The following is a 21,556-nucleotide window of genomic DNA, read 5'->3' as shown; positions in this document are numbered from 1 at the left end:
CTTATCGCTCAACATATCAATTATGGATAAGAAAGTTAGAGTAAGATTTGCCCCAAGCCCAACCGGAGGCCTGCATTTAGGCGGTGTTCGCACGGCTTTATTCAATTATTTGTTTGCCAGAAAAAACAACGGAACTTTTGTTCTGCGTGTGGAAGATACCGATCAAAATCGTTTTGTAGAAGGTGCAGAAGAATATATCGTAAACTGTTTAAACTGGTGTGGCATTACACCAGATGAGAGTCCGGCAAATCCAGGTAATTACGGCCCATATCGCCAGAGCGAACGTAAACCGAGTTATAGAAAATTTGCAGAACAATTAATTAGTGATGGTTATGCCTATTATGCCTTTGATACCCCTGAAGAGTTGGATGCAAAACGGAAAGACATTCCTAATTTTCAGTATGGCCAGGCTACAAGGATGGAAATGCGCAACTCTTTAACACTGACCATTAGTGAAGTAGAAGATTTGTTGGCAGCTAAAACACCACATGTAATTCGCATCAAAGTACCTGAAAATGAAATTGTGCATTTTAACGATTTAATTCGTGGCGATGTCAGTTTCGAAACGTCATTGGTGGATGATAAGGTTTTGTTAAAGGCAGATGGCATGCCTACCTATCATTTAGCTGTTGTGGTTGATGATAAGGCCATGGAAATTACCCATGCTTTCCGTGGGGAAGAATGGTTGCCTTCAGCACCAACACATATTTTATTATGGAAATATTTGGGATGGGAGAGTGATATGCCTGCCTGGGCACATTTACCTTTGATTTTAAAACCAGATGGCCATGGTAAACTCAGCAAACGCGATGGAGATCGTTTAGGTTTTCCGGTGTATGCCATGAACTGGACGGATCCTAAAACTGGAGACACCACCAATGGATTTAAAGAAATGGGATTTCTTCCTGAAGCTTTCGTAAATATGCTGGCCTTGTTAGGGTGGAATGACGGAACTGATCAGGAATTATTTTCATTAAAAGAACTAGAAGAAAAATTCTCTATCGATAGAATCAGTAAAGCCGGGGCAAAGTTCGATTTCGAAAAAGCCAAATGGTATAATCATGAGTGGATTAAAACACAAAGTGCTGAGCGTTTAGCGCCAAGCGTAAGAGCTGAATTGCAAAAAGCTGGCATTGAAGTGAGTGATGATAAATTCTTAAATACCATAATCGACTTGATAAAAGACCGTTGCAATTTGCTGCCAGATTTTGTAGCGCAAAGCGGATACTTTTTTATAAGCCCGAAAGAATACGATGTGGCATCTGTTAAACCAAAATGGACGGTAGAAAAAGCCGAGTTTTTTAATGCTTTTTCTGAAACCTTATCTCTTAATGATGCAGCTTCAGCAGAAGAAGCTTTTAAAGCTTTGGCGGCAGAAAAGGGATTTAAGCCCGGCGAATTAATGTTGCCTTTCCGGATTATGTTGGTGGGTGGCAAATTTGGGCCAGGTGTTTTTGATATCGCCATTTTATTGGGTGTGGAAGAAACAAAAAACAGAATTTCAAAAGCAATTGAAGTTTTTAATCATTAATTTTAATGCAAAACATAAGAAGAGCTATACTCATTCAGTATGGCTCTTCTTGTATCCAATTTGTTAGTAAAAGATTTTGCCAAAAATTTTTTTATTTTAGCGTAACAAATATGTGAATACAAGGTTATTCATATAAATAAAAAATAAAATTATGCAGTGGTTCGGTAAAGGCAGTAACAATGTTGAAGATGGAAGAAGCGGAGGTGGTGGCAAAACTATTCTCGGTGGGGGAATAGGGATCGTAATCGTTGTGCTTGGTTTAATCTTTGGAAAGGATCTTTCAGGTGTTGTGAGTCAGATTCCCGCGTCTGCAGGAACAGAAGAAGTAAAGCAAGGCGTGCCGGCAGATGATGCACAAGGAAAATTTGTATCTGGTGTTCTCGAATCTACTGAGCAAGTTTGGGATAAACAGTTTCAGGAAATGGGTAAGCAATATGAATATCCAAAATTAAGACTGTTTAGGGAAGGTGTTCAAACGGCTTGTGGAAATGCAAGCGCAAATGTAGGTCCGTTTTACTGCCCGGGCGATCATAAAGTTTATATCGACTTATCATTTTATGATGAATTAAAAAACCGTTTTGGTGCCGCCGGTGATTTTGCCCAAGCTTATGTGATCGCACATGAAGTTGGTCATCACGTTCAGAACTTATTGGGAATTTCCGAAAAGCTGGATCAGGCCCGTGGTAAGGTAAGTGAAATAGAATATAATAAGTTATCTGTAAAATTAGAATTGCAAGCTGATTTTTTTGCCGGACTTTGGGCACATCATGCTCAGAATTTAAAAGATTTTAAACTAGATGAAGGAGACATTGAGGAAGCCCTAACTGCAGCAAACGCTATTGGCGATGATAAGTTACAAAAACAGTCTACAGGGGATGTACAGCCAGATTCTTTTACGCATGGTACTTCAGCACAACGTATGTTCTGGTTTAAAAAAGGTTTTGAAACAGGAGATATAAAACAAGGCGATACATTCAATTCAAATAATTTATAAATAAGTAAAACATTTCTTGGCCTCTAATTGTTCGTATACATTTTACATTAAGATTTTGTATCTGAACCAAACACATTATTCATTTGTATAATATAAAATGATCCTTATCGTTGATGACAGGCCTGAAAACCTGATTTCGTTACAAAAAGTACTCCAGGCACATAATTTTGAGGTTGATACCGCATCATCAGGGGAAGATGCACTAAAAAAAGTTTTAAAAAATAACTACGTCCTGATTATCCTGGATGTGCAGATGCCGGATATGGATGGTTTTGAGGTTGCAGAAGCCATTTCTGGTTTCAGCAAAGCAAAAGATACGGCCATCATTTTCCTTTCAGCTGTTAATACCGAACTTAAATTTATTACTAAGGGCTATTTAAGTGGGGGATTAGATTATATCACCAAACCTGTTGATATTAATGTACTGCTGCTTAAAATCAAAACATTTTACCGCATCTATGAGCAAAGCAGAAAGCTTAATGAGGTACAGGAAAAACTTCTTGAGGAAATAGAGTTTCGTAAACAGGCAGAAAATAAAAAAGACGAATTTATCAGTATTGCTAGCCATGAGCTTAAAACACCTTTAACCAGCGTAAAGGGTTACATTCAATTGCTGCAACGCAGTTTAAATAAGGATGATAAAACCATGGCCCAAAGTCATCTGGCAAAGGCAAGTGTTCAACTAGAGAAGTTAAATGAGTTGATCGTTGATTTACTCGACATATCGAAGATTGAAAGTGGTAAAATGAAGTTTAACATGCAGTATTTTTGTGCTGATAATATGGTGAGTAATGCCATCGAAATGCTGCAGCAATCTAACCCAGGTTTCACCATTAACAAACTCGGAAAAACCAATGAAAATATTTATGGTGATGAAATGCGACTGGAACAAGTTGTAATTAATTTTATTACCAATGCCATTAAATATGCCCCAGGAACCAATCAGGTAAATGTTACCTTAAATATCAAGGATGGCAAGCTCTACCTGGCTGTAAAAGATTTTGGGATAGGAATTTCCGAAGAACAGCAATCTAAAATATTCGACAAATTTTATCGGGTAGAAGAACACAGTAACCGTTTCAATGGCTTAGGTATTGGTTTATATATTTGTTCGGAAATTATAAGCAGGCACGGTGGCAAAATTGGCGTGAATAGCGTGCCGGATGAAGGCTCCGAATTTTATTTCATCATCCCCATCACCGAAGAACTTGCGGCCAACAATCAAATCTAAGATCTCTAAAATATATTAATGAAAACCACTCTGAAAAATAATCTACGTTTAGGCTTAGGCCTGTCGCTTATTATTCTTTTTATCAGCTCACTTGCTTCATATGTCAGTATTCGTAACCTCATCAAGAGCACCGAACTTGTAAAGCATAGTGATCAGGTTATCCTGAATCTGGAAGGTGTTATCTCCACCCTTAAAGATGCAGAAACCGGGCAAAGAGGTTACCTGCTTACCGGTAATAAAGTATTTCTGGAGCCTTACAACGGTGCCCGTGATCTGGCTGTTAGAACCATCGATACTATTGCCCGTGCTACCATCGATAATCCTGCGCAGCAGAAAACCATTACCGAACTGAAAGAGATACTGGTTAAACGTTTGAGCATTATTACCTCTACCATAGAAATTAAATCTCTGGGTGGAAAAATAGATCCAACCGTTCTTCTTCAAGGCAAAATCTATATGGATCAAGCCCGTTCTGCAGTTAATAAAATGGTGAGAGAAGAGAGGCGGTTACTGAATGAACGCACAGAAGAGCTTAATAAGTTAACGGCTTATACGCCTGTTCTTATTATGGTGGCTGCTTTTTTGGCCATACTCATTACATTGTTTTTTTACAGAAAAGTATCAGTTGATTTTGATGAGCGGGTTAAGCTTCAGCAAGAAATTGAAGACAAGAAAAATGAAATGGAAAAACGTATTATCGCCATTAAAGAGATTGCACATCAGATCTCAGGAGGTAATTACGGCGTTTTACTGGATGCTCAATCACGTGATGACATCGGTGAACTTTCAGGGTCATTAAATGCGATGTCGTTATCACTAAAAAAATCTTTTGATACCCTCGCAGAAAACGAATGGTTACAAACGGGAGTTGCCAATCTGAATGTGAAAATGGTTGGTGAGAAAGATGTTTTTCACCTGGCAGATGATATCATTGAGTTTTTAGTTACCTATACTAAAAGCCAGATTGGAGCTGTTTATTTATTTAAGGATGATGGATATTTGCACTTAAAAGGTAAATATGCTTTAGAGGGACAAAATCTTTTGCCTGTTATTGAATTGGGGCAAGGCTTAATTGGTCAGGCAGTAAAGTCTGGCAAAGCAATTATTATAGATGATGTTCCGCAAAGCGAATTAACCATTACCCATGCAACAGGAAATATAAAGCCAGCACAGCTGATTGTTTTGCCAATTATCCGAAACGGAATTTCTATCGGAGGTTTGGAGCTTGGTACAGTTAAGCCCCTTTCTGATTTACAATTACATTTCTTAAACTCAATTTTATCAGATATTGGATCAGCCCTGTTAGGTGCACAAAACAGGCAAAAACTACAACAATTATTAGAAGAAACCCAGGCACAATCTGAAGAGTTACAGGTACAGCACAATGAGCTGGAAGGCATGAATGCTGAACTTGAAGCGCAAGCTCAAAAATTACAGGCTTCAGAAGAAGAACTGCGTGTTCAGCAGGAAGAATTGTTGCAAAGCAATCAGGAACTCGAGGAGAGAAGCAGTTTGCTTGAAGAGAAAAACGAACTGATTGAGGTAAGAAATGCAGAAATACAGCAAAAAGCTGAGGCGCTGGAATTAAGCACCCGGTATAAATCAGAATTTTTAGCCAACATGTCGCATGAGTTGCGCACACCACTAAACTCCATTTTACTATTGTCTAGGTTAATGGCAGAAAATGAGGAAATGGATAAAGAACACCAGGAATATGCCGAAGTGATTCAGAGTTCAGGACAGGGTTTATTGAGTTTGATTGATGAAATTCTTGATTTATCTAAAATTGAGGCGGGCAAAATGGAGCTTGACCGAACCAATGTTAAAGTGAGTGATGTTGCTTTAAATATGCGGTCATTATTTAATCCATTGGCAAAAGAAAAATCTCTTGAATTGGTGATCAGTAATGCTGAAGATGTTCCTGAATATTTTCATACGGATAAAATGCGCCTGGAGCAGATTATCAAAAATTTACTTTCAAACGCGATTAAATTTACTTCAACTGGTTCTGTAAAATTTAACATCACCAAGAATGAAAAACTAAATGCCTTAATTTTTGAAGTGTCTGATACTGGTGTTGGTATTCCGCAAGATAAGCAAGCTATGGTTTTTGAGGCTTTTCAACAAGCTGATGGATCTACCCGCCGCAAATTTGGTGGTACAGGTTTAGGCTTGTCCATCAGTAGAGAACTCGCCAAGCTTTTAGGTGGTTTTATCGATTTAAAAAGTAAAGAAAATGAAGGCAGTGTATTTACTTTAACATTGCCTATAGATAAAAATAAAGGCTTTGAAGGGACTGTTCCAGCAATTGAAAGACCCTATACTCCACCAGTAGAAGCTCCTGTTTCAAAGGTGAACTACTTAACGGTAAATAACATTCCTCAGGAAATTGAAGATGACCGAGATAGCATTATAGCAGGTGATAAAGTGATTTTGATTGTAGAGGATGATACACCTTTTGCTAAAATGCTGCTTGATTTTACCCGAAAAAGAAATTACAAAGGGCTGGTTGCCGTGCGTGGAGATGTGGGTATTGAAATGGCGAAGGCCTATAAGCCTATAGCGATATTACTGGATATTCAATTGCCTATAAAAGACGGCTGGCAGGTGATGGAAGAATTAAAATCTGACCCAGAAACACGTCCGATTCCTGTTCACATTATGTCGTCCCTTCAGGTAAAAAAAGAAAGCTTGCTAAAAGGTGCGGTAGATTTTATCAATAAGCCTTTTGCTTTTGAGCACATGCAGGAAATCTTTACAAAACTGGAGCACGCCCTGAGTCGCCACCCTAAAAAAGTTTTAATTGTGGAGGAAAATGAACAGCATGCTAAAGCGCTGAGCTATTTCTTAAGTAATTTCGACATTCAAACCGAAATCGTTAATCAAGTGGGAGAAAGTGTTTCAGCCTTGCATAAGCCAGAAGTAAACTGTGTTATTCTTGATATGGGTATTCCGGATAAACATGCTTACGAAACACTCGAAGTGGTAAAGAAAACACCAGGTTTGGAAAACCTTCCGATTATTATTTTTACCGGCAAGAATTTATCAAAGGGTGAAGAAAACAGAATCAAGCAATATGCTGATTCGATAGTGGTTAAAACGGCTCATTCCTATCAGAGAATATTGGATGAAGCAGGCTTATTCCTTCATCTGATAGAAGAAAAAAGTAAAGAAAAAACAAAAGTACCTCAAAAATTTTCTGAGCTACAGGACGTATTAAAGGGAAAAACAGTGCTGGTCGCTGATGATGATGTCAGAAATATTTTCTCCCTGACAAAAATTTTAGAGCAACATCAAATGAAGGTGCTGGCTGCCATAGATGGTAAGGAAGCTTTGAAGTTATTGGAGGAGAATTCAAATATTGATGTGGTTCTAATGGATATGATGATGCCTGAGTTGGACGGTTACGAAACCACTACGGCGATTAGACAAAATCTGAAATATAGAAATCTGCCTATCTTGGCTGTAACTGCAAAAGCCATGATGGGTGATCGCGAAAAGTGCATCGCTGCGGGCGCTTCAGATTACATTAGTAAACCCGTAGATATGGATCAACTGGTTTCACTTTTACGCGTATGGCTATACGAAAATCATTATAAATCTTAGTACGTTTACCTCATATGCCTCAAAAAGTAATTCTGATAATTGATGATGACAATCGAAACATTTTTGCCTTAAAAGCTGTTTTAAAGGCCAAAGGTTATGAATGCTTATCGGCAATTAGTGCAAAAGATGGTTTTTCCATCATAGAAGAAAGAGCAGATATTTCTGTAGTGTTAATGGATATGATGATGCCCGAGATGGACGGTTATCAAGCCATGGCTACGATGAAGAAATCGCTGAAAATGCAGAATATACCCGTACTTGCAGTTACCGCACAGGCAATGGTGGGCGATAAAGAACGTTGTTTAAGTGCAGGAGCTGCTGGTTATGTTTCAAAGCCGATTAATGTAGATGAATTATTAGAACAGATTGAAGAAGTAACGAAATAAGGTGATAATCGACGCGATAGATAATGAACAGGTAGAAATGCTGCTGAATGATGTATTAGAAGCTCATGGATATGATTTCCTGGAATATTCTCACGCATCAATTAAAAGACGGATTACCCGTTTATACTCGCTGGATAGTTTTGTGAGTTTTGCAGAATTCAGGTATGCTATAAAAACAGATAAACAATATTTTAAAAGATTTTTAGAAGAAATCACAGTGAACGTTACCGAAATGTTTCGTGACCCTACTTTCTATAAATCGCTTAGAAATGATGTATTGCCGGTTTTAGGTACTTATCCCTTCATCCGGATTTGGGTAGCAGGCTGTTCTACCGGAGAAGAAGCTTATTCTTTAGCCATTTTATTAAAGGAACTTAACCTGCTTAATAAATCACTTATTTATGCCACCGATATTAATCCATCAGTTTTGGAGAAGGCAAAAAAAGGTATGTTTCCTTTAAATTATCTTAAGGGATATTCTGAAAACTATGTTCAATCTGGCGGAGTGAAAGATTTCTCATCCTATTATACTGCAAATTATTCACTCGTTAAATTCGATGAATCTTTAAATAGTAAAATGATTTTCTCTACGCATAATCTGGTTTCAGATCATTCGTTCAATGAGTTTCAACTCATTTTATGTAGAAATGTATTGATCTATTTCGATAAGGATTTGCAACATAAGGTTTTTAATTTGTTTGATAACAGTCTCGAAAAATTAGGTTACCTGGCATTGGGAAGTAAAGAAAGCCTTGATTTTTGGGCAAATGCAAAAGATTACAAGCGCATAAGAAATGAAAAGATATGGCGGAAACTTTAACTCAGGGCAAATGTAGCGCCTTGGTTATTGGAGGCTCTGCAGGGAGTTTGGATGTACTGCTGGAAATTTTCCCAAGCTTAAGCGTGAACATTAACTTCCCAATTATTTTAGTTACCCATCGTAAAGCCGGTAATGATTCTCTCCTCACAGAATTATTAAAAAACCGGACCAGTTTGACAGTAAGAGAAGCCGAAGAAAAGGAAAAATTATTGCCCGGTTATGTTTATATTGCTCCGGCTGATTATCATTTGCTGGTAGAGAATGATCATACCATTTCACTTGATTATTCAGAAAAGGTAAACTATTCGCGTCCATCAATCGATGTGACTTTTCAATCTGCGGCAGAGATTTTTAAAAATGAATTGGTCTGCATTTTATTGTCAGGATCAAATGCAGATGGGGTTGAAGGTTTAAAAACGGTAAACAAGTATGACGGTTTAGTGCTTATACAAAATCCTGAAACGGCAAGTATGGCCTACATGCCGCAGCAAGCTGTAAATGAGGTAAAACCCCACATTATTTTAGATAGCTATAAAATGGCAGGCTATATTAACGGATTAATTCATAAATAGTAGTTAAATTTGCCTCAGGAAAAAGACTTATGGCTGATACGAAAAAAGTATTTGTTTTTGATGATAACAGGGATATACTGGATCTGTGTACATTCATTTTAGAAGATGCAGGATATGAAATCAAAACATCTGAAAGTGCAAATGATATAGAGACACAAGTATCGGCTTTTATGCCAGATCTCATTTTTATGGATAACTGGCTACCAGATTTAGGAGGTATACAGGCAACAAGAGCCATTAAAAGCAACCCTGATTTAAAACACATTCCTGTAATTTATTTTTCTGCTAATAATGATATTTCTTCACTTGCAGATGAAGCTGGTGCGGATAGCTATTTATCAAAACCTTTTGATATTGCAGCATTGGAAGACATCGTTAAAAAACACTTAAGCTAATTACGCCTTCCCCCAAATTCTGGTATTTAAATCAAGTTCCTTCACAATATCATACATAAAACGAATGGTGTTGATGTCTGTATTGAGCGTAGCGGGATTAAGTAAGGATTCAAAAATTGGGGCGTCAAAGCAATTCCTATCCAAAGGAAAAGCAATATACATTCTTGACTCTATAAAAGATAAGGAGATGGTTGCTTCTGAATTGGCATTCAGGTACAATATTCGCTCCATCATGGAAGGAGTTAAGATGTACCGGGACTCGATCTGATTACTACCATAAGTAACAAAGGCACGACTAAAATCAGGATTTTCCAACTGTATCACATCCCGATCACTGAAAGAAAAAACATTTTTGGAAAACCAGGAACCAATAGCATTTCCAAGATCTTTTGGCTTCACAATAGTAACGCTGCTTAAGTGTTTATTAAAATCGGCTACGAAAATAATGCCTTTAAAAATATCACTCCAGCTGGTTTCGGTTCCTTTATTAGTTTGCCTTTCTGTTTTATGTTCTGCGTGAACCTCTGCAAAGTAAAAACTTGTCTTATCTGCTTTACCACTAACAAGGTCTTCTGTTTTATACCGATCAATAGATTTATTAAAAAGCTGAGTATATCTAAATTCATCAGATGAGATACCTTCTTTTGGGCTTATGGTTAAACTTGGGTCTAAAAATTTTAATGCCTCACCAATGATGTTTTGTTTATAAGCTTGTTGGTAAGCTTTCAAGGCATCATTTATTCGATATAAAATAATACCGCCATACACCACCGGAATCAGGCCTGCAAGCACAGCCCAGAAAAGCAATCCAAATAAAAGGCCAATAATGGCAACGCCAACACCTATTCCAATAAAAGTAAAGCCTTTAGTTTGCTCGGCGGCAACCTTCTTTCGCTCTACTTCCATGGTGGCTATGGTGTTTTGCAAAGCCACGTTGTCATTTAAATAGTTTTGCATTAACGATTAAAAAGTTCTTTAGCATTGATGTTTTTTCGTTCCTCTTCAGGGGTGGTTAGTACGGTAACCGGGTAGAAGTTAAACAAGCCTGCAAATAAATTTCCAGGAAACATCATAATTGAATTGTTATAATCCGTAACGGCTGCATTATATGTTCTTCTGGCTGCGGCAATTTGTTCTTCACTCTCTGTCCAGGTGCTTTGAAGGTTAATGAAGTTGGTATTTGCCTTTAAATCAGGATAATTTTCTACATTAACCATTAAGCCTTTCATACTGCTGCTTAATTCTGCATCTATCGAGGCTTTTTCAGCTCCGGAAATATTGCCTGAGGTAGCTTTTGCTCTTAATTCGACAATTTTACTTAAAGTACCCTGCTCGTAAGTGGTATATTGTTTTACTACTTCAACCAGATTTGGAATCAGGTCGAAACGTTTTTTTAGCATCACATCAATAGCAGAAAAAGCATTGGTTACCTGATTTTTCTTTCCAATGATGTTGTTGTAAAAGAAAAAGCCAAAAAGTAAGAGTACAATGAGAATAATTACAATGATCATGGTTATCGTTTTTTGGTTTAGATTTTAAATATAATAAAACGTTACAAAACTTTAAGCTATCTCCGCTCATTCAGCTTTCTAAGCTTTTCTTTCTGCTGTCTGCGCTTCAGGCGGTTTCGCTTTCTAATTTCATGGTTTGCCCGCATTTCCTTGAAATTAGCAATATGTTGCTTAATTTCATTTTGCTTCTCTTCTGTAATGCCAATACTGTTTTTAATCCCTGTATATAAACTTCGCCAAATCAGGCTGAAAAAAGATGAACTATCCGGTTTCTTATAATTTACGTCAGATGAAATAAACTGATTATGACGATTTGGGTTTTCTGAATTGATAATAAGCGCATTGGCAAGAATAGAAATCAATCCACGGGTTACCAAATGATCTTTAGATGGGTCATTGCGCATCAGTGCGACAGATAAATCATAATAGTAAAAATCTACCTTTCCCTGTGCGCCCGTATTATCCGCTTTAAAATCGAACTGTAACTTATCTACAATTCCTCTGTTTATTCTAACCAGGCCTAAAGGTTTTGTAATCTGATTCAATATTCGTGCATTAAAATTATGCAGTATGCCCTTATATTCGAAATATCCTTTGGGCGAGTTTAGATCAAATCTGAAATTTAAATCTAAACTAGCCTGACCTAATAGATAGGTGTTCAGGCTCACCTCCATTTTAGGGTTTATCGCCTTAATTTTGGGCAAGTTGGTTACATTCTTAAATATACCAGAAGTGTGTTCAAAAGAAATTCTACCGCGTTGCTTGCTCTCATCGTTGTAAAGGGTATAACTGATATTAACATCTTTAAGCTTAATTTTCTGGATTAACACAGGAGGAGCCAGTTTCTGCAGTAACTGATGTGGAAACCTACCTTTTTTAATTTCACCTTCCTGTTTTTGAGTACTGCCATTATTAAAAACGGAGATGAAGCCATTAGTGATCCCCATCTCTTTTGTCCGCAACTCTTGCTTACTAATATAAACAGGTAAATCAATACCGTTCATTAATATGTCACTCATCTGGATATGAAATCTATCTGTAGCATGCCCTGCAATTTCTGCAAATTTCATCTCATCGTAGCGCGGCTCCAATTCAAACTTATTTACCCTTAGCTTGCCAGTCGATGCCCTGAAATCAAGCTTACTCAGCTTAATATTGTATAGTTTATTTGGTGTGGTATATTGATAATCATTGAGGTTAATGATCACATCTTTCAGTAAATAAAATCTTGTTGGGTCATCAGCAGACGTAGAATCTACCAATAAATCTGTTAGGGTAATATTGAGGTCATCTATGGCAAAAACATTTAACTTATTAACGTTTTTATTGATGTATTTGAAGCTGGCATCCTGAAAGCGAATGGCATCGATACGAAATTCCTCCAGGTTTTTAGAAATAAATGAATAGGGCGATTTAATAGGGCGAGGAGGTCTGTTCTCATTAAAATCAAACTGTCTATTCATCATCAATACCTCCGGCTTATCAAAAATTACCTCTTCAATCTGAAGTTTTTTTTGTCTATAAAGCGTTATTGGATGAAAATGCTTCACCACCAGCTTTTTTAGCGTTACCGTGTAAAGATTATTGGGCGCCCTTTTTAAACGAATTAATTCTTTAAACCGGATGGTATCGGCGGTGATCTTTACATTTTGCAAGGTTGCACTCCCTGTGAGTACATTGGTAGAAACATTGGAAAAGCTAATGGTATATAAACTATCTGTTGATTTATAGAGGAGCGTTTTTATCTGCTCAGTTAGCAAGGGGCGGGATTTAACATTTAAAAACCAAGCCGTGGCCGCTAAAAGACCAAAAGCGATGATTATTGTCGCTGCAATCCATTTTATAATTTTATATTGACGTCTCCTTGTTTCTGGCATTTAACGAATGAACTGGATTCAACAGCAATATACGTTTATAAACGTATTTCTTAAATGCCAGCCATTAATTTTTCTCTCGCTTCGCTTGTCGGGCTTCCCGTCTATCAGCCCTTTTCTGCTTCCGAATTTTTTTAGCAATTGCTTTTTGCTGCTTTACCGGATTTTTCTCGGGCACTATACCCACACCAACAATATCCTTTATTCCAACAAAAACGGTTTTCCACATCAGGTTAAAAAAGGAACCAGAATTAAGTCTCGTACTGGTGATGATTGCCCTGCGTGGCGCTTCTCCTTTACTTGGATTAGCATCCTTAATTAAAATGGCATTGGCCAAAAGAGATAAGAAACCTTTTTCTTTTGTTCCTTCACCATCAATATTATCAGATAGCAACTTCACTTTCAAGTTGCTGTAAAGCATATTCATCGAGCCTGAAGCTGTACGAAGATTTCCATTGGCTTTAAAATTCAGTTGTTGAATATTTCCGCTTTCTATTTCTACGAGTCCTAAAGCCGTGGCTAAAGGATTCAGATTTTTCATGTTGAACGCATTTAGGTTTCCGCTGTAACTAAATGAACCGTTTTTATCGGTGAGGTTAAAATCTATTTTAACGTTCATTTTTCCGGTACCCATTAACAATGTGTTCAGATTAGCCAGTGCATGGTTGTTTTTGGTCAATCTTAAACTATCATTAGTTACATTTACAATGGTGCCATTAAGAGATTTAAAATTTACTGAACCCGTTTTCTTACTGGCTGGATTATATTCAGAATACTTAACATCAACCTGATTTAGTTTCACCGTATCAATGATAATTGGTGTATTTAACCTTTTCAGTGCAATATGGGGATAATTTTGCCCTTTGTCCAACCCTGGAGGTGGGGGAGATTCCCGACTCATAAAAACCTCTACCTGAGCTGGGCCAATGGTGACTGCCCTGGCATGAATTTTTTCGTCAGTGTTAAAACTGGCAAAATCCATTCCATCGAATTCAATTGCGTTAAAATTCAGGTTGTAGCGGTCTTTCTGGATATTATATTTACGAGAAAAAGCCAGTTCAGCATATAAAGGAATAAGCTTTAAACCTTTAATTGATACGTTTTTCGACGAGGTAGATCCTTTTATGGTATCAACCCTCATGCTATACATTTTATCTTCTGTGGTCGATTTGTAACCGGCAATCTCAAATGAAATATCTTTCGTATAATAAAATCGCGAAGTATCATTTCCCGAGAGAGAATCCAACAGGAAATCCTTTACATTAATATCAAGATGTTTAATGGCATTTCGGGTTTTCTTTGGTGCACCACTTTTAACATAGCTGAAATCAGCATCGATAATCTTGATGGCATGAACCCGCGCCGATTTAAAAATTTTAGAAATTTGCTCATAAAGCGATTTTTCCTCTTTATTATCATCAATAGGCTTTGGAACCTTATTAAAAGTTACATTAATAGATGGACGATCAAGTATGATGGCATTGATATCCAAGCGTTTTTTAAAGTATGCCGTCAATATGCTTGCTCTTGTGATCTGCAATTTTTTGAGTTTAATATCAAAAACATGTGCAGGAGCAAGGCTTTTCTTTTTTAAGCTATCGTAAACTGATGGGTTGGCTTTTAATGTTACCTCTCTTAAGGCCAGACTTCCGGTGATGACATTTAAGTTAATGCTTTTAAAATCTATAGTATAAAGATGGCTGGAGCCGTTATACACACCCTCCTTAATTTTTTCGCTTAGTATCGGTTTCCATCTTGCGCTTAAAAACATGGCGCCAAATGAAAGGACTAAAATTAAAACGCCGAAAATACTTCCGATCCAAATCCAAAGTTTAGTTCTGTTTTGAGCTGTCATGATTATGCCTTATCGCAGTTAAACAATTCTGTGTTAGAAAGGTTTTTTCCTGGTTTGCGTCACTATTAATTATCCTGTATGATTGTGTATCGGGTTAAAAAGAATTTGGTTTAAATTAATGTGGTGGTAAGCGCAGAATAACAGAAACTTAGCTTATTTCAATCCAATCCTTAATAATAATATGTAAATTAACATTAACTTAACATTGGGCTTGTAGATTTGTGCCATATTAAGAATTAACATGAACAATATTTTTAAGTTCTTTACCCCTCAAGATAGAAAATTCCACCCTCTTTTTGAGCAAGCTGGCAGTAACGCTTTAAAAATTGCAGAATCTCTTTTAGAGATGGTTAGCACAGCTGATGCTGAAAGCAGAAAAACTATTTTTAAAGAAATTGAACGCCTGGAGCATGTGGGTGATGATATTACGCACTCCATCTTTCTGGAATTAAGTAGAAACTTTATTACACCGTTTGATCGTGAAGATATCCATCAGTTGGCGACAGCTGTTGATGATGTTGCAGATTATATTTATGGCACTGCAAATCGTATGCAGATGTACAATATGAATACCATTAATGAACCAATCGTTAAAATTGCTGAGCTTTTGGTAGAAATGTGTACCGACATTGACAAGGCGATTAAAGAATTGCGAAGCTTTAAAAATATTCGCGTAATTGCAGATGCCTGTATCCGTATTAACAGTGGTGAAAACCAGGCCGACTATGTATTTACGCTAGCGGTTGCGCGTTTGTTTGAGTATGAAACCAATGCGATTGAATTAATTAAACAAAAAGAGGTTTTACAAACGATAGAAAAAGCGACAGACAAGTGTGAAGATGTGGCGAATGTGCTTGAAACTATCCTGGTTAAAAACGCTTAATAAAAAACAAACATGGTAACTACCTTATTGGTTGTTGTTGTAATTCTGGCCATTGCTTTTGATTACATTAACGGCTTTCACGATGCCGCTAATTCGATTGCAACGGTTGTTTCTACAAAAGTTCTTACGCCTTTTCAGGCGGTTTTATGGGCTGCACTTTTTAATTTTGCAGCTTACTTTTATTTTACCGATCATAAGGTAGCCAATACGGTTGCTAAAACGGTAATCGAAAATTATATTACTTTAGAAGTTATTCTGGCGGGTCTTGTAGCCGCAATTATCTGGAACCTCTTAACCTGGTGGTATGGTATTCCTTCCAGTTCGTCGCATACACTTATTGGTGGTTTCGCCGGCGCAGGTATGACACATGCTTTACTTACAGGCGCTAGTCCGCTAGATGCAGTAAATATGAGTTATGTGGTTAAAATTGTTTCATTTATTGTATTGGCACCGATTATTGGTATGGTTATTTCGGTAGTCATCACCTTAATCATTATCAACATTTGTCGATATGCAAAGCCCTCCACTGCAGAAAAATGGTTTAAGCGTTTACAATTACTCTCATCTGCAGCTTTAAGTTTCTTCCACGGCGGTAACGATGCCCAAAAAGTAATGGGTATTATTGCTACGGCCTTAATTGCATCAAAGGTGATTCCTGATTTTGAAGCATTACCAACTTGGGTTCCGATTGCCTGTTATTCGGCAATATCTTTAGGTACCATGAGTGGTGGCTGGAAAATTGTGAAAACAATGGGCTCTAAAATCACGAAAGTAACAGCATTGGAAGGTGTTGCTGCTGAAACGGCAGGTGCGGTAACCTTAGGGATTACAGAACATTTCGCTATTCCGGTTTCTACTACACATACCATAACAGGTTCAATTGTGGGTGTAGGTTTAGTGAAAAGTGTATCTGCAGTACGTTGGGGTGTAACCATTAACCTGATTTGGGCTTGGGTATTAACCATCCCGGTTTCAGCAACACTGGCAGCCATAATTTATGCTGGTATCTATTACTTCAAATAACTGATCATCTTTTAAAATAGAAAAGACCAAGGCAATAAAGCTTTGGTCTTTTTTTATGATTAGCGTGGTCGTTTGTACCGCAAAGGTTGCTAAGTTTTTCGCAAAGAGCGGAAAGTGTATGTAGGATTAAAAATAGAGTCGGAATATCATAGACGCTAAATTTCTCCCGCTGATTGCACAGATTTTCGCAGAGCCTTTATAAAATTGGCGTTTATCTTTTTAAATCAGCGGGAAACTATTAAACACAAAGGCTTTATGATTAAATCATCAACGCCAATGAAATGATTAGAACTTCACACTCATTTCAACCAGGTCAGTCCCTTGTTTTGGTAACACCCAATCCGGACCAGTTTCGATTAGTCGCTTAGCTTCAGCGTCTGCCTTTTTATTTAGCGATTTTACAATCTTAACACCGGTTGGCCTTCCGTTCTTTTTAACTTTAAAACTTAAAATGACAAATTGAGCAGGCCCTTTAGGATTATAAAGCTTATTGCTATGCGCTAAATACTGAGTATAATCAATAGTAGAAACAGGAACAGGTTTAGAGATTTCTCCAATGATCTTTCCGTCTAAATTTTGCTCAGCTCGCAGTACGATTTTAGGCGCAGGTATATTTTCTTTTTTTCTACCATTTGATCCGGTAATCAAAGCGATCTCGTTGATTGATTTGTTTCCGCTTAAAGCCTCGCGAATCATATTTGGATCCTGAGTGCCAGAAACCGGAGTTTCCTTGTAGCCTAAGGCATTAATCACTAAATCTTTATCTTTAGCGTTGCTATCTGCAGGTAAAGCAAAATAACCATTGGCATTGGTTGCGGTAATTTTATCTGAGCCAGCAATTTTAACTACCGCACCTTGAACGGGTAGTCCACTTCTTTGATCGACAACATTGCCACTAAAAATGATTTTATCTGCAGCAACAGATGGCGTAGCGGAAGCCATCGCATCATTTTGCGGTTCAGACATGGTTTCCATTTGACGTGCAGCAGAAAGTGGTGCCCGTTTAGTTTGGCTAAACCTTTCATATTGATTAGCTAGTTGCGGTGTGGAAGCAGCCCTTTCTGCGGCCTTAACTATTGGAGCAGATTTTGTGTTTTTGGCTAAATCTCCTGTTTTAGCTTTAGCAATTGCCTGATCAATTAAAGTTGATTTAATCTGGTCAGCAGATTTTGATGCCGTATCCTTTGATTTTGATGTTGTAGCAAGCGCATTGCTGGTATCTAAATTTACGATAACGCCTTTTGCCCTCCGGGCAGCAGTTTCAGCATTTCTTCGATTAGTTTCACGCATAAAGAAAAGAATGCTTACCGCAATAAAAGCTACAGTGGCCGTGGCTGCAATACTTAATCTTTGCGTGGTAACCCCCCAAAGCTTGCGTTTAATGGGTTTTTGCGATACGCGATCATGAAGTTGTTTTTGTAGAATAGAGAGTGTTTGTTTGCGTTTTGGTGATTGTTTCAGCCCTTCTAGTGCATCAGCCACAAAAGGATCCTCCAAAGCCTGCCTTTCTACAAAGTGCATGGCTTTAGCATCAAGCTTACCATCCAGGTAATCCTCCAGTACATCAATATCTAACCAATCGTTATTCACCACTATTTTTTTCTATACAAATCTTCAGATTGCGCTTACCATTTTGAATATAACTTTTTACCTTCAGCATATCGTAGCCCGTAATATCAGCAACCTCTTTATAGCATTTCTCTTGCAAATAAAATAAATCTACGCTTTTTCGCTGTTCTTCGGGCAAGGTTTCCATGCACTTTTCCATAATGGTAAGCTGCGTTTCTTTTGTGTTGTCGATATCTAGATGCACCAGCTCGCTGTTTTCCACAAAAGTATCATCAATAGAAACGTTATTTTGCTTCGCAGATTTCCGTAACGCCATTAAACAGTGGTTTCGGGTTAAAACATGAAGCCAGCTTTTGAAGTTCTGCACCTCATGCACTTTCAGCTTGGTCACCAATTCTTCAAAGATTTGCATTACCGCATCTTTGCTCTGCTCTTCATCTTTAAAATAATTTAAGCAAACCCCAAAAACCAAATGCATGTATTTATTATAAAGCGTACCCAATGCATCTAAATTGCCGGTGTTTTTATACTCGGCAATTAATTTGGCATCGTCTTGCTGATGGTTTCCAGCTGTGTTTTTTATAAACTTCAAAAAATTGGGTCGCTATATCAAATAATCTTTCAAGTATAAAAAATATTTCTGAGTGATATGGAATAAACTCATGATTTAAGGAACTACCTTAACTTTTTAAAAAACCTTACTACAATTAAATTTAACATTTATCAGTCCGTCAAAGTGTTATCTTTGAAAAACAAATTCAAAATTTAGTTTATGGCAGTTCTTTTGCTCATGAAAGATTAAACACGCAAAATGAAAAAAATTATTTTATCTGCATCCCTTGCATTTATTTTATTTACTAACCTGAAAGCAGATGCTCAAATTAAGTTGAGCGATATTTTTAAAAAGGTTACTGAGAAACAAAGCACTACTTCTACAACCGGAACACCTAGTAGCCTGGAGATTGGCCAGGGGATAAAGGAAGCCTTACAACTTGGTGTTTCAGCTGGTGCAGATCGATTATCGGCAAAGGATGGGTTTCTTGGTAATTTAGCTGTTAAAATTTTAATGCCTCCTGAAGCGCAGAAAGTAGAAAAAACATTACGCAGCATTGGTTTAAACAGTCTTTGTGATAATGTTATTGTGAGCTTAAATCGTGCTGCTGAAGATGCCGCAAAAGAAGCAAAGCCTATTTTTATTTCTGCAATTAAGCAAATGACTTTAGCTGATGCAAGCAATATTTTACTTGGAAATAATGATGCTGCGACTTCTTATTTTAAGCGTGTGACTACTGCGCAATTGCTTCAGAAGTTTAGCCCTATTGTAACTAATAGTTTAAGTAAAGTAAATGCCAGTAAATATTATTCAGACTTAACCACTCAATATAATCGCTTGCCATTAGTTAAACCTGTGAGCACAGATTTAACAGGTTATGTTACACAAAAGGCAATAGATGGTTTATTTATAGAGGTAGCAAAAGAGGAACTTAAAATCAGAGGGAATATTAATTCCCGTAGCACAACCTTACTGCAAAAGGTATTTGGTTACGCAGATAAGAAAAAAGGTTAAAATGAGCCCTCGGTCTGTTGTCTCACCAATCAGTTTGGGTTTTATTATTCATATTAATGGAGGGTGAGCCACCAGCCATGGAGTTGTCTTGTTAAAATCATAAAGTAAAGAAGATCCGTGTTTGTAAAGCAACCGGATCTTTTTTGCTTGAAACAATTCGTAGAATTGTACATGATTAAATTTAACATAAGTTTAGCAACATGTTTCGTTTCTTGCATGGCTTTATTGGTCGCTTGTCATTCAAATAAAAATGAACAACCTACATCAGCTGCAGTTTTAGATACTGTTTCTTTAAGGAGCAAGCGCTTTGCATTGGCTTATCAGGATGGGGATAAAATCGTAGCCACCAGTATTGATACCATGAAGCAAATTTCATTCGGTGGTGCAACCCATCCCGCTATTTCTCCTGATGGTAACAAGCTTGCCTATACGGTGAAAGACAGTGCCGGGAATAATAGCATCTGGATTGCAGATATGGAAAGCAAAAGCCAGTTGAAATTACAGGTAAATAGCAAAAATTATGATCATGCGGTGTGGTCGCCAAACGGTGAAACCATTGCTTTTAATTTCTTGAATGATAAGCAAATTTGGAAAGTAGGTATAATCAAAACTGATAACACGGGCTTTCTGATACTTGATAGTAAATCAGCAATTGGCGTTTTTTCACCTGTCTGGAAAACCGAAACCGAACTGGTGGCGCATGATTTGAAGAATATTTACACCTTTAATCTGAATGGAAAACTATTGGATACAAAGTCCATTGTTGATTTATTAGGTACAGCATACCATATTGCTGAAAGCAATCGTTTCTTTTATGCAAAAAATGGAAAAACACTGGTTTTTAATGCCAAATATGGGAATGCCATAACTGAATTAAATGATATGGCTAATGCTGTTTTTACTTTGGATTTAAATACCCAAAAGGTAAAAAGGATTTCTCCTGATGGCATGAACGCACCGGATGTTTTTGTTACGGCTGATGACCGGATATTTTACAGTGGGGCTGAAAAACCCTATACCCAGAGTAAAATTTACGTTTCAGATTTAGATGGTCATATTAAAATGTTGGTGAACAAAGGGATGGATCCTACAGCGACACTGAAATAGTTTTATAAGTATTGGTCACTATAGTTATTTCTTGATTGAAATCAGGTAAAATCAACATGCCATTTCAATTAAAGAAAACCAAAGCTTTACCCTTATTCCAGATTAAAAGGGAAGCATCTCAACCTTCCTGCCAAGCTGACACCTTATATTATGTGATCGTTTATATTTTGACAGTACAGGTGTAAATTTGTCCCCCAAAACTGCTTGGCATAAAAAGTGTACTCGTAAGTACAGTAAAAAAACTTAAATCAAAATAAAAAATAATAAAAGTTATGGCGTTAAACCTAAAACCAATTGCTGGCAGTTCGAACAGAGTAATTGTTGAACCAGCTGCGGCGGAAGAAAAAACTGCATCGGGTTTGTATATCCCTGATACTGCAAAAGAAAAACCATCTAAAGGAACTGTTGTTTCGGTTTCCGAAGAAGATGCTGACGGTAAAAAAGCGAGCGTAAAAGTTGGCGATGTTGTAATTTATGGTAAATATGGTGGTACTGAATTCCCTTATGAAGGTAAAGACTACCTTATTATGCGTGAAACAGATATTTACGCTGTTGTTGGGTAAATAAAAATGAGTGAGGGATTAATGGATTGAATGATAGATTCATCCACTATCCAGATTTAATCATTCTAT

At 37.3% G+C, this 21,556-nt stretch carries 19 protein-coding genes; 13 read left to right on the top strand and 6 right to left on the bottom strand.

Going from position 1 to position 21,556, the window contains the following annotated elements; genetic code table 11:
* Positions 1-22 precede the first annotated feature (22 nt).
* The 8 genes from gltX to EV200_RS08460 all read left to right on the top strand — a co-directional run bounded on the left by gltX (position 23) and on the right by EV200_RS08460 (position 9,535).
* The gene (gltX, locus tag EV200_RS08495) at positions 23-1,531 is read left to right on the top strand and encodes a glutamate--tRNA ligase (protein ID WP_132531108.1); all 1,509 of its coding nucleotides are present in this window, start codon (positions 23-25) and stop codon (positions 1,529-1,531) included.
* A 151-nt stretch (positions 1,532-1,682) separates the two neighbouring features.
* A complete protein-coding gene (gene ypfJ, locus EV200_RS08490; RefSeq protein WP_132531106.1) occupies positions 1,683-2,525 on the top strand; it encodes a KPN_02809 family neutral zinc metallopeptidase in 843 nt (280 codons plus the stop codon).
* Positions 2,526-2,622: 97 nt separating this feature from the next.
* Positions 2,623-3,756 (top strand): sensor histidine kinase, encoded by a 1,134-nt coding sequence (locus EV200_RS08485; protein ID WP_132531104.1) that lies wholly within the window; start codon positions 2,623-2,625, stop codon positions 3,754-3,756.
* A gap of 18 nt (positions 3,757-3,774) precedes the next feature.
* Complete coding sequence (locus tag EV200_RS08480; protein ID WP_132531102.1) at positions 3,775-7,362, top strand: response regulator; 3,588 nt, start codon at positions 3,775-3,777, stop codon at positions 7,360-7,362.
* 14 nt (positions 7,363-7,376) lie between these two features.
* Positions 7,377-7,748 (top strand): response regulator, encoded by a 372-nt coding sequence (locus tag EV200_RS08475; RefSeq protein WP_132531100.1) that lies wholly within the window; start codon positions 7,377-7,379, stop codon positions 7,746-7,748.
* 37 nt (positions 7,749-7,785) lie between these two features.
* Positions 7,786-8,568, top strand: a complete 783-nt coding sequence (locus EV200_RS08470; RefSeq protein WP_165877912.1) for a CheR family methyltransferase — start codon at positions 7,786-7,788, stop codon at positions 8,566-8,568.
* On the top strand, positions 8,553-9,140 hold the full coding sequence (locus EV200_RS08465; RefSeq protein ID WP_132531096.1) for a chemotaxis protein CheB: 588 nt from the start codon (positions 8,553-8,555) through the stop codon (positions 9,138-9,140). The genes EV200_RS08470 and EV200_RS08465 overlap by 16 nt, the downstream gene beginning before the upstream one ends.
* Positions 9,141-9,169: 29 nt before the next feature.
* Positions 9,170-9,535 carry a response regulator gene (locus EV200_RS08460; protein ID WP_132531094.1) on the top strand — a complete coding sequence of 122 codons (366 nt, stop codon included), beginning with the start codon at positions 9,170-9,172 and terminating at the stop codon, positions 9,533-9,535.
* Here EV200_RS08460 and EV200_RS08455 read toward each other — a convergent pair whose 3' ends face one another.
* From EV200_RS08455 to EV200_RS08440, 4 genes are all read right to left on the bottom strand, one after another.
* Positions 9,536-10,492 (bottom strand): DUF3137 domain-containing protein, encoded by a 957-nt coding sequence (locus tag EV200_RS08455; protein WP_132531092.1) that lies wholly within the window; start codon positions 10,490-10,492, stop codon positions 9,536-9,538. It lies immediately after the preceding gene.
* Positions 10,492-11,046 carry a LemA family protein gene (locus EV200_RS08450; RefSeq protein ID WP_132531090.1) on the bottom strand — a complete coding sequence of 185 codons (555 nt, stop codon included), beginning with the start codon at positions 11,044-11,046 and terminating at the stop codon, positions 10,492-10,494. Before EV200_RS08450 ends, EV200_RS08455 begins: the two co-directional genes overlap by 1 nt.
* 56 nt (positions 11,047-11,102) lie before the next feature.
* Positions 11,103-12,923 (bottom strand): hypothetical protein, encoded by a 1,821-nt coding sequence (locus tag EV200_RS08445; RefSeq protein WP_132531088.1) that lies wholly within the window; start codon positions 12,921-12,923, stop codon positions 11,103-11,105.
* Positions 12,924-12,987: 64 nt separating this feature from the next.
* Positions 12,988-14,775, bottom strand: coding sequence for an AsmA family protein (locus EV200_RS08440; protein ID WP_132531086.1), 1,788 nt, complete (start codon positions 14,773-14,775; stop codon positions 12,988-12,990).
* 241 nt (positions 14,776-15,016) lie between these two features.
* Between EV200_RS08440 and EV200_RS08435 the strand changes: the two genes are divergently transcribed.
* Positions 15,017-15,658, top strand: coding sequence for a DUF47 domain-containing protein (locus EV200_RS08435; RefSeq protein WP_029281757.1), 642 nt, complete (start codon positions 15,017-15,019; stop codon positions 15,656-15,658).
* Positions 15,659-15,670: 12 nt separating this feature from the next.
* The gene (locus EV200_RS08430; protein WP_029281759.1) at positions 15,671-16,681 is read left to right on the top strand and encodes an inorganic phosphate transporter; all 1,011 of its coding nucleotides are present in this window, start codon (positions 15,671-15,673) and stop codon (positions 16,679-16,681) included.
* Between the two features lie 285 nt (positions 16,682-16,966).
* Here the strand turns inward: EV200_RS08430 and EV200_RS08425 are convergent, their stop codons facing one another.
* Complete coding sequence (locus tag EV200_RS08425; protein ID WP_132531084.1) at positions 16,967-18,271, bottom strand: carboxypeptidase-like regulatory domain-containing protein; 1,305 nt, start codon at positions 18,269-18,271, stop codon at positions 16,967-16,969.
* Positions 18,264-18,842, bottom strand: coding sequence for an RNA polymerase sigma factor (locus EV200_RS08420; protein WP_132531082.1), 579 nt, complete (start codon positions 18,840-18,842; stop codon positions 18,264-18,266). Before EV200_RS08420 ends, EV200_RS08425 begins: the two co-directional genes overlap by 8 nt.
* A 219-nt stretch (positions 18,843-19,061) precedes the next feature.
* Here EV200_RS08420 and EV200_RS08415 point away from each other — a divergent pair, with 219 nt between their 5' ends.
* The 3 genes from EV200_RS08415 (at position 19,062) to EV200_RS08405 (ending at position 21,487) form a co-directional block, all read left to right on the top strand.
* Positions 19,062-19,817: a DUF4197 domain-containing protein gene (locus EV200_RS08415; protein ID WP_132531080.1), complete on the top strand. Its 756-nt coding sequence runs from the start codon at positions 19,062-19,064 to the stop codon at positions 19,815-19,817.
* 216 nt (positions 19,818-20,033) lie between these two features.
* Positions 20,034-20,924 carry a TolB-like translocation protein gene (locus EV200_RS08410; RefSeq protein ID WP_165877894.1) on the top strand — a complete coding sequence of 297 codons (891 nt, stop codon included), beginning with the start codon at positions 20,034-20,036 and terminating at the stop codon, positions 20,922-20,924.
* A gap of 272 nt (positions 20,925-21,196) precedes the next feature.
* Positions 21,197-21,487: a co-chaperone GroES gene (locus EV200_RS08405; RefSeq protein WP_029281770.1), complete on the top strand. Its 291-nt coding sequence runs from the start codon at positions 21,197-21,199 to the stop codon at positions 21,485-21,487.
* Positions 21,488-21,556: the final 69 nt, after the last annotated feature.

This window comes from Pedobacter psychrotolerans, assembly GCF_004340665.1.
Lineage (GTDB): Bacteria > Bacteroidota > Bacteroidia > Sphingobacteriales > Sphingobacteriaceae > Pedobacter > Pedobacter psychrotolerans.
This window is presented reverse-complemented; position numbering and strand designations above follow the sequence as displayed.

Bases quoted from the DNA above. Each gene is read 5' to 3' on its own strand.
- gltX (WP_132531108.1), top strand. From the start codon at position 23: ATGGATAAGAAAGTTAGAGTAAGATTTGCCCCAAGCCCAACCGGAGGC.
- ypfJ (WP_132531106.1), top strand. From the start codon at position 1,683: ATGCAGTGGTTCGGTAAAGGCAGTAACAATGTTGAAGATGGAAGAAGC.
- EV200_RS08485 (WP_132531104.1), top strand. From the start codon at position 2,623: ATGATCCTTATCGTTGATGACAGGCCTGAAAACCTGATTTCGTTACAA.
- EV200_RS08480 (WP_132531102.1), top strand. From the start codon at position 3,775: ATGAAAACCACTCTGAAAAATAATCTACGTTTAGGCTTAGGCCTGTCG.
- EV200_RS08475 (WP_132531100.1), top strand. From the start codon at position 7,377: ATGCCTCAAAAAGTAATTCTGATAATTGATGATGACAATCGAAACATT.
- EV200_RS08470 (WP_165877912.1), top strand. From the start codon at position 7,786: ATGCTGCTGAATGATGTATTAGAAGCTCATGGATATGATTTCCTGGAA.
- EV200_RS08465 (WP_132531096.1), top strand. From the start codon at position 8,553: ATGGCGGAAACTTTAACTCAGGGCAAATGTAGCGCCTTGGTTATTGGA.
- EV200_RS08460 (WP_132531094.1), top strand. From the start codon at position 9,170: ATGGCTGATACGAAAAAAGTATTTGTTTTTGATGATAACAGGGATATA.
- EV200_RS08455 (WP_132531092.1), bottom strand. From the start codon at position 10,492: ATGCAAAACTATTTAAATGACAACGTGGCTTTGCAAAACACCATAGCC.
- EV200_RS08450 (WP_132531090.1), bottom strand. From the start codon at position 11,046: ATGATCATTGTAATTATTCTCATTGTACTCTTACTTTTTGGCTTTTTC.
- EV200_RS08445 (WP_132531088.1), bottom strand. From the start codon at position 12,923: ATGCCAGAAACAAGGAGACGTCAATATAAAATTATAAAATGGATTGCA.
- EV200_RS08440 (WP_132531086.1), bottom strand. From the start codon at position 14,775: ATGACAGCTCAAAACAGAACTAAACTTTGGATTTGGATCGGAAGTATT.
- EV200_RS08435 (WP_029281757.1), top strand. From the start codon at position 15,017: ATGAACAATATTTTTAAGTTCTTTACCCCTCAAGATAGAAAATTCCAC.
- EV200_RS08430 (WP_029281759.1), top strand. From the start codon at position 15,671: ATGGTAACTACCTTATTGGTTGTTGTTGTAATTCTGGCCATTGCTTTT.
- EV200_RS08415 (WP_132531080.1), top strand. From the start codon at position 19,062: ATGAAAAAAATTATTTTATCTGCATCCCTTGCATTTATTTTATTTACT.
- EV200_RS08410 (WP_165877894.1), top strand. From the start codon at position 20,034: ATGGCTTTATTGGTCGCTTGTCATTCAAATAAAAATGAACAACCTACA.
- EV200_RS08405 (WP_029281770.1), top strand. From the start codon at position 21,197: ATGGCGTTAAACCTAAAACCAATTGCTGGCAGTTCGAACAGAGTAATT.